The sequence below is a fragment of the Nocardia sp. NPDC050435 genome, from assembly GCF_040655395.1.
Classification (GTDB): Bacteria; Actinomycetota; Actinomycetes; order Mycobacteriales; family Mycobacteriaceae; genus Nocardia.
On the sequence record NZ_JBFAJW010000001.1, the window covers coordinates 306,406 to 317,912 of the forward strand.

Genomic DNA, 11,507 nt, shown 5'->3' on the forward strand with positions numbered 1-11,507 from the left:
CGTGGACGACGTTCAGGCTGTCGAGCGGCTGACCCTCGCTCTCGAAAACTTCAACTCGGTGTTCATCCGACTGCCGGACTCGGGCCGATTGAGCTTCTCCGCGCTGTCGGTGCTGCACACGCTGTCCCGGGTTGGCAGCTGCCGGTTGAGCGATCTCGTCCGGACAGAACAGATCAAGCAACCGGCGCTCACCTCGGCAGTGGCCAAGCTGGCGGACGACGGTCTGATGCGGCGCGAACCGGATCCGCTGGACGGCCGGGCGGCGGTGCTGTCGCTGACCGATGCGGGGCAAGCCCTGGTGCGCGAGCGCCATACCGACCGCGCCCGGCGCCTGGGTGTATTGCTCGAGCGTCTCTCGCCCGAAGACCGCGTTCAGTTGCTCGGCGTGGCCGAGATCTTCGACCGCATAGTTCATCTCGCCGACGAGCCCGGCGAAGGGCCCCAGCTATGAGCATCGGCGGGCACCAGTTGACGCCCGAGCCCATCGCCGTCGAGGAGCGCGTGCTCGAGGACCTGCGGTCACGGCTGCGGGCCACCCGATGGCCCGACGATATCGGGAACGAAGACGGCCGCTACGGCGTGCCCCGAGCGTTGCTGCAGGAGCTGGCCGAGTACTGGGCGGACGGATACGACTGGCGCGCAGCGGAAAAGACGATCAACAGCTATGAGCACTACTTCGTCGAGGTCTCCGGTGCTCGCGTGCATTTCATGCGCAAGCCCGGAATCGGACCGCGCACCGTCCCGCTGATTCTCAGCCACGGCTGGCCCTGGACGTTCTGGCACTGGTCCAAAGTCGTCGACCGGCTCGCCGATCCGGCCGCTTTCGGCGGCGACCCGGCGGACGCCTTCGAGGTGATCATTCCGTCGTTGCCGGGCTTCGGCTACTCGACTCCGACGCTTCCCGACATGAATTTCTGGAAGATCGCCGACCTCTGGCACGAGTTGATGACCGGCGTGCTCGGCCATACCCGGTACGCGGCCGCGGGCTGCGATGTCGGCGCGCTGGTCACCGGCCAACTCGGCCACAAATACGCGGACTCGCTGTGCGGCATACACATCGGGTCCGCCCTGAAACTCGATTTCTTCACCGGCGACCGCGCCTGGGATCTGTCCGGCGGCCGGCCGATTCCACCCGATCTGCCCGCCGATCTGCGTCGTCGTCTGGTCGACATCGAAAACCGCTTCGCCGGGCACCTCGCCGCCCATGTCCTCGCGCCGAGCACCCTGGGGTTCGGCTTGTCCGACTCGCCGGTCGGCATGCTCGCCTGGATCCTGGAGCGCTGGATGAAGTGGTCCGACAACGGTGGCGACATCTACTCGGTCTTCACCCGCGACGACTTGCTCACGCACGCCACGATCTACTGGACCGGCAACGGGATCGCCAGCTCCATTCGCACCTACGCCAACAACAATCGCTATCCGTGGACTCCCGTCCACGACCGCACTCCGATTGTCGAGGCGCCGACCGGGATCACCTTCGTCGATTACGAGAATCCGCCGGGCGTGGCCGATTCGGAGGAGCGCATCGCGTCGTTTCTGGCCGGTGATCGTGCGCCCTGGTACAACCATGTCGAGATCTCCGCCCACCCGGTCGGCGGGCACTTCATCCCCTGGGAGATCCCGGATCGCTGGACTGCCGATCTGGTGCGCACCTTCCGATCGCGCCGGTCCTAGTCGATCAGTTTCTCGCTGCGCAACCAGTCGTAGGCGACGTCGGCGGGGTCCTCGCCGTCGATGTCGACGCGGCCGTTGAGGTCCTGCATGAGCTGGTCGGTGAGGCGTTCGGAGAGGGTGCCGAGCAGGGGGCGCAGGGCGGGGTACTGCTCGATGATCGGGCCGCGGACGACGGCGGTGCCGCTGTAGGGCAGGAAGTATTTCTTGTCGTCGTCCAGGACGGTCAGGTCGAGGTTCTTGACCCGGCCATCGGTGGTGTAGACCATGCCGAAGTTGCAGGGTGCGCTCTTGGCCGTGGAGGGATAGATGACGCCGGCGTCCATCCGGGTGACATTGCCCGCGGGCACCCCGTCCGGGGTGTTGTAGGGCATGCCGTATTTCTCCAGCATCGGCAGGAAACCGTCGGAGCGGCTGAAGAATTCGTCGTCGACGCAGAAGGTGCGGTCGCCGACGGGGAGGGCGGCGACCTCCGACAGCGACTGCACGTTCAGTCGCCGCGCGGTCGGGCCGGCGGCGGCGAAAGCGTAGGTGTCGTTGAAGTTGGCGGGCGGCAGCCATTCCAGGTCGTAGTCGCGCTTCTCGATGTCGTGCACGCGCTGCCAGAGTTCCCGCGGGTCGGCGATGGTCTCGGTCTCGTTGTGATAGTTGACCCAGCCGGTGCCGGTGTACTCCCACAGGATGTCGGCGTCGCCGTTGAGCTGGGCCTGGCGCGAGGACGCCGATCCCGGCGCGCCGGTCAGGTCGGTCACCGTGGCCCCGGCTGCGGCCAGGTAGGTCGCGGTGATCTTGCCGAGCAGCACGCCCTCGGTGAAGCTCTTCGAGGTGACGACCAGCTCCGCCCCGTCCAGAGGACGCTGCCCGTCCGGCAGGCTCGCGTCGTGGAAGGTGCCCGACGAACTCACCAGCCCGCAGCCGGCGAGCAGCGAAATCACCAGTAGCGCAAGCGCTCCGGCGCGCATCGGCCTCATGCCACACCTCGCGGGGTCGCGGCCAATTCGACCAGCCGGCCGAGCCAGTCGATGACCAGCGCCAGCAGACCGACCAGAATCGCGCCGGAGATCAGCAGTTTGGGCAGGAACAGCGTGACGCCGGTGGTGATCAGCGTGCCGAGACTGGTCGCCCCGATGAACGTGCTGAGCGTCGCGGTGCCGACCAGGATGACCAGCGCGGTGCGCACGCCGTTGAGTATCACCGGCACCGCCAGCGGCAACTCGACCTGCACCAGGGTGCGCGCGGCCGAGAACCCGATGCCGCGCGCGGCCTCGATGGTGCGCTGATCCACCTGCCGCAGCCCGATGATGGTGTTCTGCAGGATCGGCAGGATCGCGTAGACGACGAGACCGATGACGGCGGTGCGGAATCCGGTGCCGAGCCAGAAGGTGAACAGCACCAGCAGCCCGACCGCCGGCGCGGCCTGGCCGATATTGGCGAGGTTCACCGCGAACGGCTCCAGCCGTTTCAGTGCGGGCCGGGTCAGCGCGATCCCGAGCGGTATCGCCACCACGACGACGATCAGCGTGGCCACCACGGTCAGCTTGATGTGCGCGAGAATCGTGGACTGCAGGTTCGCCCAGGCCAGCGATGCCTGCTCGGTCGAGGTGAAGGTGGTGGACCGGTACCAGAGCACATAGCCGATCCCGATCGCCAGGATGATGACCGGTTCGAACCAGACGTCGATCGGCAGGCGGCGCAGCCGGTTCATGCCGGCCCGGCCGATTCCCCGGGCGCGGTCGAGGCCACGGATCCGGGTTCGTCCTCGGCGGCCACCACCGGCGTCGGCGCGGGATCGGTGCCGTCGACATAGGTTTCGTAGGAGTCTTCCTCGTCCTCGGGGTGCCCCTCGGCGAGCTTGTTGCGGATCAGCTCGGTCACCGCCCCGATGCTGAGCGACCCCACCACCGCGCCACGCCCGTCGGTCACCAGGGTCGCACCCTGGCTGGTCGCGAGCATCTCGTCGAAGGCGTCGTTGAGCGTCGAGGACCGGGCCACCACCGGCAGCCGCCGATCCAGGAAGTCCGAGACCTCGGGCTTCGTCGCGACTTCGGTGAGCGAGGGCCACGACCGCGGTCGCCCGGCCCGGTCGACCACCACGATCCAATCGTGGCCCGCCGCGCGCGCCCGGGCGATCACCTCCTGCGAGGGCTCGCCGATGCGCGCGGTGAACACCTTGTCGTACTCCACGTCCCGCACCCGCGACACCGTCAGGTACGCGAGTTTCGCCCCGGACCCGACGAACTCCTCGACGAACGGCGTGGCCGGATCGGTGAGGATCTCCTCCGGTGTCGCGTACTGCTCGATGTGCCCGCCCTCGGACAGGATCAGCACCTTGTCCCCGAGCTTGGTCGCCTCTTCGAAATCGTGGGTGACGATCACGATCGTCTTGCCGAGCTCGTGCTGGATGGCGATCAGGCTGTCCTGCAAGCGAACCCGGGTGATCGGATCGACCGCGCCGAACGGCTCGTCCATCAGCAGCACCGGCGGGTCGGCGGCCAGCGCCCGCGCGACGCCGACGCGCTGCTGCTGGCCGCCGGACATGTCCTTGGGCAGCCGGTCGGCGAAGGTCGCCGGGTCCAGCCCGACCAGGTCCAGCAGATACTCGGTGCGTTCGGCGATGCGCTGCTTGTCCCAGCCGAGCACGCGCGGGATGGCGCCGATGTTCTTGGCCACCGACCAGTGCGGGAACAGGCCGCCGGACTGGATGACGTAGCCGATCGACTGCCGCAGCTTGTCCGGATCCTCCTTGGTGACATCGCGTCCGTCGATGAGGATGCGGCCCTCGGTCGGCTCGATCAGCCGATTGATCATCTTCAGGGTGGTGGTCTTGCCGCAGCCGGACGGCCCGACGAAGGCCACGATCTGGCCCGCCTCGATCTCCAGGTCCAGGCGCTCGACCGCCGGCTCGTCCTGTCCCCGATAGCGTTTGACGACGCCTTCCAGCCGGATGGACGCGCCGGTCACATTGCGTTCCGACGGAACCGTCCGGGTGGTCACTTCCTCGGTCATGAGAGTCCCTTTGCGATGGTGAGACGTCCGAGCAGGACGAGGAGCGCGTCGAACACCAACGCGATCGCGATGATGAGCAGGGTGCCGGTCAGCGCCATTTCCAGGGCATTGGCGCCGCCGAGCCGGGACAGGCCGTTGAAGATGAGCGAGCCCAGCCCGGGACCCAGGACGTAGGCGACGATGGCGGCGACGCCGACCACCATCTGCGTGGACACCCGGATGCCGGTGAGAATGACCGGCCACGCGATCGGCAGTTCGATGGTGAACAGGATGCGCCGGCGCGACAATCCGATCCCGCGCGCGGACTCGATCACCGAACTCGGCACCGAGCGCAGGCCCACGATGGCGTTGCCGATCACCGGCAGCATCGCGAAGAACGCCAGCATCAGGAACGAGGGCACCACGCCGAGCCCGAAGGGGACCAGCAGCAGGGCCAGCAGCGCCAGCGAGGGAATGGTCAGCGCGACCCGGCTCGAGGTCAGCGTGAGCGAGGACAGCAGCGGCAGCCGATAGACCGCGATCGCGATGAGCACGGCGATGACGGTGCCGACCAGCACGGTCTGGAAGGCCAGCGACGCGTGCTGATAGGTGAGGAACGCCAGGACTTCACCCCGCCCCCGGATGTAGCTCCACAGATGCACGGGATCCCCTTGTCGGCCGCAGACCGGTCGGTTCCAGATTCGTGAGCCTCTGGACCCTAGTCGATCGCGCGCGCTCGGCTCGTGGCGGCGCGCTGGGCGCGACACGCCGTTATGGCGTTGTGGCCTTACGCCGCGCGCGGCACCTCGACCGGGGCGTAGGACCCGGCGTCACCGGCCACCACCCGGCTGGGCCGTCCGTCGACGCCGACCGGGATGTCGCCCGCGAGCGTGATGCGGGTGAGCCTGCGGTGTTCGCTGCCGTCGTAGTCGTCGATGGCGTAGTGCTGGGTGGCGCGGTTGTCCCAGATGGCGACGTCGCCCAGCGACCAGTCCCAGCGGGTGGTGTGCTCGAGCCGGGTGATCCGGTGCTGGAACAGCTGGAACAGCGCCCGCGACTCGCTGCCCGAGAGCCCGACGAGTTCTTTGACGAAGCAGCCCAGCAGCAGCGCGCGCTCTCCGGTGTCCGGATGCACCTCGACCACCGGGTGTTCGGTCTCGAAGTACGTCGCCTCGAATTCCCGGCGGTAGGCCGCGGAATTCTGCTCCGACGCGCGGCCCTCCCCGGCGTAGTCGTAGCGGTTGCTGTGCCGGGCCCGCAGATTCTCGGCCAGCACCCGGAGCGGTTGCGGCAGCGCGGCATAGGCGGCCACCGTCGAGGCCCAGGTGGTCGAGCCGCCGTAGCTGGGCAGGGCGACCGCCCGCAGGATCGAGGCCGCAGGCACCCGGTCGACGAAGGTGACGTCGGTGTGCCAGACGTTGGAGCGGCCGTGCTGGGAATCGATGGCCAGGCTCTTCGCGCCCGCCGCCAGCGTCGGATGCGGCGTGGTCGGGGTGCCGAGCAGCTCGGCGAATTCGTACTGCGCGTCCTCGGTCAGATGCTGCTGACCCTGGAAGAAGATCACCTTGTGCTCATGCAGCGCGGCCCGGATCGCCGCGACCGTGCGCGCGTCCAGATCGCCGCCGAGCCGCACGCCCTCGACGCGCGCGCCGATATGCGCGCCGAGCTTGACCACCCGCGGCGCGGTCCCGGAATCTGCGAAGCTCGACATGTACGCGCCTTTCCCTCGAACCAGTGCTCAGCGCGAATGAAACCATCCGGACAGCGCCGTGCCCACCCTTCGAGTCAGCCCGAGTCGAACTCCGGTCCACGCGGTCAGGGGCGCGTCGCAGCGGATCGACTCGCCCGCAGGACATAGACAGCCGCGGCGACATAGAGCAGCAGATAGCAACTGGAGTAGAACGGCACGGCGAGCTGGGCCCACCAGTCCGGCACGTCCTCGCGCGGCAGCATGAACAGGCCGAGACCGATCGGGTGCGGTGCGTCGCGGATGGGCCCGCGCCCGGGATAGTTCCACCACCAGCAGAAACTGACGAGCACGACGAGCGCGGGCAGCGTCCAGGCGCGCAGCGTGCGGCTGGTCCGGGCCCGGTCCAGCGCGAGCACCAGCAACGGCACGAACCACACCCAGTGGTGCCCCCAGGAGAACGGGGAGGCGCACGCCGACGCCATGCCCGCGAGGGTGACCGAGAGCAGGATCCGCCCGGACCGGTACGCGCGCACCGCCGCCGTCAGCCCCAGCGCGACGAGCGGGAGCGCCACAGCCAGCCACATCCAGGTAGGCGGCACGTAGACCGTCGCGGCCGGGCTCGGCACCGCGTAGCGGTCCACCTCGTAGAAGCGCAGCAGCTGCGCGAGCATGCCGTTGACGGATTGATTGGCGGGGGAGTCGACCGGGCCGACCCGCCCGGTCGCGTCGAACTGGCGACCCCAATAGGTGGTGGAATCGGTGGGCCGGACCAGGAATCCGATTCCGACCGTGCCCGCGAAGGCGGCGGCCGCCAGCCCCAGCGCCCGCCACTGCCGGGTACAGGCGAGGTAGACCAGGAAGAACGCGGGCGTCAATTTGATGCCCGCCGCGAGGCCGACCGCCGCGCCGCGCAGCTTCGCCGCGCGCGGGCGGGTCAGGTCCCAGACCACGAGCAGGACCAGGAAGATATTGATCTGCCCGAGCCAGATCGTGGACCGGACCGGTTCCAGCGCGGTGCACACCACGGCCAGCGCGAGCGCGAAAACCCAGGTGCGCGTGCTGTTCCGGTACTGCAGGGCGCGCAGGCACAGCGCGACCAGCGCGACGAGGGCCGCCATGATCGCCAGCCACCACAGGGCTTTCGCCACGGCCGGGACGGCGAAGGTGAACACGACGAACAGCAACCCGGCGAACGGCGTGTAGGTGAACTCCATGTCGAAGAACACCGGGGTGTCGTACAGGCTGACGCCGTAGCGGACGGCCTCCCCGCCCGCGGTATAGACGTACTGGTCGACATCGTTGTTGAACAGCCCGTAGTACGGGCTGCCGAGCGGAATCGCGGAGACGTGCCAGGCCAGCGCCGCCACCGCGGCCAGCACCGCGATGCCCAGTGCGGTGGTCGAAATATCCTGTCGCGGAGCCGATTCGGCCGCGATCGCCGGGTTTCCTCGCTCGCGTGCCGTCATCGTCATTCCGGTTCGGGATCCTCGGGTCTGGTCGGGGTCAGTTCGGTACCGGCGGGGTCAGGCGGCAGCGCGCGATCTCGTAGGCCGGAATGCGATCGATCTCGGTGGCGGCGAAGGTCAGCGACTGCATGATGTTGTGCCGGAAGCGGGTCGGGGTGAGCGGGGCACGGGTGGCGGCCAGCAGATCCTGGGTGCTGGGGCAGGACAGGGCCGTGCGCGCCTTGCGCACCCAGGCCGGGTCGATGTGCGCGGCCAGCCAGGGATGCCTGTCGACCACGCCGGCGTCGACCACCGCCCAGCTGGCGTCGAGGTGCTTGTCGTGCCCGATGCGGCCGTCGGTGAGCCGATCGGTATGCGCCGCCAGCGGATACGCCAGGCCGACCGGATCGATGACGCGTACCGACAACGGCAGATTCATGCTGGTCATCCCTAGATTGAGGAACAACACGGTATGGCCCGCGCCGCCCTCGGGAATGGGCTGCGGGGGCGGAACGACATACCAGTATGTCTGATCGGGCAGGTTGACCAACAGCCCGCCGTTGGGCGTGTCGGCGATATCCCGGAGCATCGGCCGCATCCGTGGATAGTCGAGGTAGTCCTCGGCGCGGATGGGGTGATCGTGTCCGGTGTTGAGCACGTAGTAGATGCGCTCGTCGACGATGCCGTTGGCACGGATCTCGGTGCGGGAGGTCACGGCCGTGGTGTGCGCGGCCGACACCGCCCATGCGAGGAGACCCGCCACCGCGCAAAGCAGTGGCAGGCAGCGCTTTCCGAACGCGGGCAGCGGCAGCACCAGTACCGGCAGCAGCAGGCAGAACAGCTGCGGCAGCAGCATGCGGCCGTGCATGAAATCGCCGCCGACGCGCAATTCGTAGACGGTGAGCACGATTCCGCTGCCGACCATGACCGCGACGACGGCGGCGGGGGAGCGCCACCGGGCGGCGGGGCCCTCGCGCCGGACGCGGTGGCGCAGGACGAACACCACCGCGGCGAGCAGGATCAGCAGCGGCAGCCAGAGCCGATACGGACCCGCGAAGTCCGCCAGGTAGATCCAGCCCTGGGACCACTTCGCCCCACCGGCGTCCTTGGCGACGGCGGTATTGGGATAGGGCAGTCCGTAGTAGCCCATACGCCAGATCTGGTATCCGACCGGAACCAGTCCCGCGACGCCGATCAGCCGTGCCCGCGCCGCCCACGGCCGCGGCGCGAAGATCAGCAGGAGCAGCGCCAGGCCGCCGACCACCGTGAGCTCCGGCCGGACCAGGGGTGCGAGCCCCGCCCAGAACACGGGCGCGACAACGCCTCCCGCCCGCTGCGACCAGCGCACCAGCAGCAGCCACAGCACCGCCAGCCAGGCGAGCACCAGGCCGGTCTCCAGCCCCGAGGTGGCGTAGTCGGCCGCCGGCGGCAGCGCGAGATAGACGATCGCGCCCGCCGGAACCAGCACGGCGGAGGCGGATCCGCCCCACAGTCGCGCCGAACCGAGCATCGCGACGACCAGCGCCAGCACCGACAGGCCGAGCGCCGCGCCGAGCGCGACGTATTCCAGGCGCGCCTGCGTCAGCCAGCCGAAGAACCACACCACATAGGTCCACAGGGCGCTGGTGTTGGTTTCCACGCGCTCGTCGGCGTTGAACACCGGGCCGTTGCCCGCCAGCAGGTTCCGCACGGTGCGCAGCACGATGAGTCCGTCGTCGGCGATCCAGCGCCGGTGCCAGCCCGCGAGCGCGAACGTGGTCGCGGCGAGCGCGATGCCGCCGGACAGCGCTGCGCGCCCGAGCATTCCGGGCCGGCGCGGCGCGAGGTCCGGCAGCGGCAGCGGCAGCGCGGCATCGAGCCGCGGTGGGGCGGGAGGCAATACCGACAGCGACATCTGAACCCTCCGATCCGAGCGAGCGTGCGAGGACACCCGCCGGCACACCTGTGTGACGGGAGTTGAGCGTGGGACGGTAGGACGGGGCGCCGATCAGGTCGGGCTGGGACCGGCCCTCCGCTCCGAGCGGCGAGAAAACAAGATAGCGGCTCATTTGCCCTTGCCTGCGGGGCGGGGGGTCCATTTACCGCTACATTCACCCCAGCGCGTGTTCCCCCATCGTCGAAGAATGCATCGCTCACACCCGAAGGAGTGGTTCATGTATACGAGGTTCGCGGTCGCCGCTCTCACCTGCGCCGGTCTCGCCGCCGGCTTGCTCTCGGCCGCACCGGCACAGGCCGATCCCGGCACGCACGGCACGGATCGGGGCATCGGCTACAGCCTGGACTCCCATCCCGAGGCGGGTGCGCTGGTCACCACCGTCACCGGCGGCGCCTTCACCCTCGATGCCGCCAACTCGGCGGTGCTGCTGCACGACGACGCCGGTGCCACGGTCGCCACCATCCCGCTCTCGATCACCGCCGACGGCAAGCGCTTCCCGCTGGCCGCCTCGATCGCCGAGGACGGCCATCAGCTCACCCTCGCCGCCACCACCCCGGTGCTGCGCCGCGAGAACTTCAACTCCTCGATGGACTGGTGGAACTACGAGCTCAACCGCGCCGCGCCCTGCGCCGGGATCGGCGCGCTGATCGGCGCCGCCGTCGGCATCCTCTTCGTCATCATCGGCATCATTCCCGGTGCGATCATCGGCGCCATCATCGGTGAAATTCAGTGTGGCGGACAGGATCTCATCGATTCCGGCTACGCCTACTGGGGCGGCCAGCCCTGACCCTCGCCACCGGGAAAGCGTGGGCGCCGAACACAGCGGCTCCCACGCTTTTTCGTTCGCCCCGGGTCAGCCGGGGCGGGCGGGTTCGGGGCGCAGGGCCGCGACGATCTCGTCGGCCAGCAGCAGGCCGGCCAGTCCGTGGCCGTGCTTCTCCCGGCGCACCAGGGAGACGACATTGTTGCTGAAGGCGTCGCGAGCGGGGCGGTAGGCGAGGCGGCCGTCCCGCAATTCCTCGGCGACGTCGAACTCGCTGAGGAAGGCGATCGCGTCGCCGGAGGTGGCGAGGCGCTTCATGGTCTCGATCGAATTGGTGTGGAAGGCCGGCTGGAGATCGAGGCCGGCGTTGGCGAAGGCTTCGGCCACGATGCCGTGGATGACCATGGACCGGTCGGCGAAGATCAGCGGATACGGCGCGCAATGCGCGAGCGGGACGGTGTCCAGCCCGGCCAGCGGATGATGCGGGGCGACAACGACTCCCAGCCGGGTGTTGAGTTGCCAGCACACCTCGATCTGCGTCGAGGTCGGCACGTTGAAGCCCAGCCCGAGATCGGCCTCGCTGTCCTCCACCGCCCGCAGGATCTCCAGCGTGGACATGGTGCGGATCGAGATCCGGACCTGCGGGTGCCGGGCCCGGAACGCCGCCGCCGCGGTCGCCACGACCCCGCTGGCCAGGCCGGTCATGGTGGCGATCACGACCTCGCCGGTGCCCAGGGCGTGCAGATCGCGGATATCGGCGACCGTCTCCCGGTACTGCTGCAGCGTGCGCCGGATATGCGCGAGGAGAGCCTCACCGGCGGGCGTCGGGCGCATACCGCGGGGTAGTCGCTCGAACAGCGGCTGATCGAGTTCGGCCTCCAGCAACAGAATTTGCCGGTTGATCGCCGAGGGCGCGACATGCAGCCGGGCGCCGGCCGCGCGGATGGACCCGAGCCGGGCCACCTCATCGATGTATTGCAGTAACCGTGAATGGAGCACCACGCACCTCCTGGCGCG

At 69.0% G+C, this 11,507-nt stretch carries 11 protein-coding genes; 3 read left to right on the forward strand and 8 right to left on the reverse strand.

All coding sequences use genetic code 11. The features are described 5' to 3' along the window. The first annotated feature begins 1 nt into the window (after nt 1). Both AB0I43_RS01490 and AB0I43_RS01495 read left to right on the forward strand, forming a co-directional pair. Nucleotides 2-451, forward strand: coding sequence for a MarR family transcriptional regulator (locus tag AB0I43_RS01490; protein ID WP_357430952.1), 450 nt, complete (start codon nt 2-4; stop codon nt 449-451). Then, nucleotides 448-1,674 (forward strand): epoxide hydrolase family protein, encoded by a 1,227-nt coding sequence (locus AB0I43_RS01495; protein WP_357430954.1) that lies wholly within the window; start codon nt 448-450, stop codon nt 1,672-1,674. The genes AB0I43_RS01490 and AB0I43_RS01495 overlap by 4 nt, the downstream gene beginning before the upstream one ends. Here AB0I43_RS01495 and AB0I43_RS01500 read toward each other — a convergent pair. The 7 genes from AB0I43_RS01500 to zomB form a co-directional block, all read right to left on the reverse strand. Next, nucleotides 1,671-2,642, reverse strand: coding sequence for a glycine betaine ABC transporter substrate-binding protein (locus AB0I43_RS01500; protein WP_357430956.1), 972 nt, complete (start codon nt 2,640-2,642; stop codon nt 1,671-1,673). The genes AB0I43_RS01495 and AB0I43_RS01500 overlap by 4 nt on opposite strands. Next, the gene (locus AB0I43_RS01505; protein WP_357430958.1) at nt 2,639-3,376 is read right to left on the reverse strand and encodes an ABC transporter permease; all 738 of its coding nucleotides are present in this window, start codon (nt 3,374-3,376) and stop codon (nt 2,639-2,641) included. The genes AB0I43_RS01500 and AB0I43_RS01505 overlap by 4 nt, the downstream gene beginning before the upstream one ends. After that, nucleotides 3,373-4,677: an ATP-binding cassette domain-containing protein gene (locus AB0I43_RS01510; protein ID WP_357430960.1), complete on the reverse strand. Its 1,305-nt coding sequence runs from the start codon at nt 4,675-4,677 to the stop codon at nt 3,373-3,375. Before AB0I43_RS01510 ends, AB0I43_RS01505 begins: the two co-directional genes overlap by 4 nt. Further along, the gene (locus AB0I43_RS01515) at nt 4,674-5,318 is read right to left on the reverse strand and encodes an ABC transporter permease (RefSeq protein WP_356972414.1); all 645 of its coding nucleotides are present in this window, start codon (nt 5,316-5,318) and stop codon (nt 4,674-4,676) included. Before AB0I43_RS01515 ends, AB0I43_RS01510 begins: the two co-directional genes overlap by 4 nt. A 125-nt stretch (nt 5,319-5,443) precedes the next feature. Continuing rightward, a complete protein-coding gene (locus AB0I43_RS01520; protein ID WP_357430962.1) occupies nt 5,444-6,367 on the reverse strand; it encodes a TauD/TfdA family dioxygenase in 924 nt (307 codons plus the stop codon). 104 nt (nt 6,368-6,471) lie between these two features. Next, nucleotides 6,472-7,818, reverse strand: coding sequence for a glycosyltransferase 87 family protein (locus tag AB0I43_RS01525; RefSeq protein ID WP_357430964.1), 1,347 nt, complete (start codon nt 7,816-7,818; stop codon nt 6,472-6,474). Between the two features lie 31 nt (nt 7,819-7,849). After that, on the reverse strand, nt 7,850-9,595 hold the full coding sequence (gene zomB / locus AB0I43_RS01530) for a flagellar motor control protein ZomB (RefSeq protein WP_357431160.1): 1,746 nt from the start codon (nt 9,593-9,595) through the stop codon (nt 7,850-7,852). A gap of 349 nt (nt 9,596-9,944) precedes the next feature. On the opposite strand from zomB, the gene AB0I43_RS01535 reads away from it, so the two are divergent. Continuing rightward, nucleotides 9,945-10,514: a hypothetical protein gene (locus AB0I43_RS01535; protein WP_356972419.1), complete on the forward strand. Its 570-nt coding sequence runs from the start codon at nt 9,945-9,947 to the stop codon at nt 10,512-10,514. Between the two features lie 66 nt (nt 10,515-10,580). Here AB0I43_RS01535 and AB0I43_RS01540 read toward each other — a convergent pair whose 3' ends face one another. Then, nucleotides 10,581-11,489 carry a LysR family transcriptional regulator gene (locus AB0I43_RS01540; RefSeq protein ID WP_356972420.1) on the reverse strand — a complete coding sequence of 303 codons (909 nt, stop codon included), beginning with the start codon at nt 11,487-11,489 and terminating at the stop codon, nt 10,581-10,583. Nucleotides 11,490-11,507 lie beyond the last annotated feature (18 nt).

Excerpts from the sequence above, each read along its gene's own strand:
- AB0I43_RS01495 (WP_357430954.1), top strand. The coding sequence starts at position 448 with ATGAGCATCGGCGGGCACCAGTTGACGCCCGAGCCCATCGCCGTCGAG.
- AB0I43_RS01500 (WP_357430956.1), bottom strand. The coding sequence starts at position 2,642 with ATGAGGCCGATGCGCGCCGGAGCGCTTGCGCTACTGGTGATTTCGCTG.
- AB0I43_RS01505 (WP_357430958.1), bottom strand. The coding sequence starts at position 3,376 with ATGAACCGGCTGCGCCGCCTGCCGATCGACGTCTGGTTCGAACCGGTC.
- AB0I43_RS01510 (WP_357430960.1), bottom strand. The coding sequence starts at position 4,677 with ATGACCGAGGAAGTGACCACCCGGACGGTTCCGTCGGAACGCAATGTG.
- AB0I43_RS01520 (WP_357430962.1), bottom strand. The coding sequence starts at position 6,367 with ATGTCGAGCTTCGCAGATTCCGGGACCGCGCCGCGGGTGGTCAAGCTC.
- AB0I43_RS01525 (WP_357430964.1), bottom strand. The coding sequence starts at position 7,818 with ATGACGATGACGGCACGCGAGCGAGGAAACCCGGCGATCGCGGCCGAA.
- zomB (WP_357431160.1), bottom strand. The coding sequence starts at position 9,595 with ATGCTCGGGCGCGCAGCGCTGTCCGGCGGCATCGCGCTCGCCGCGACC.
- AB0I43_RS01535 (WP_356972419.1), top strand. The coding sequence starts at position 9,945 with ATGTATACGAGGTTCGCGGTCGCCGCTCTCACCTGCGCCGGTCTCGCC.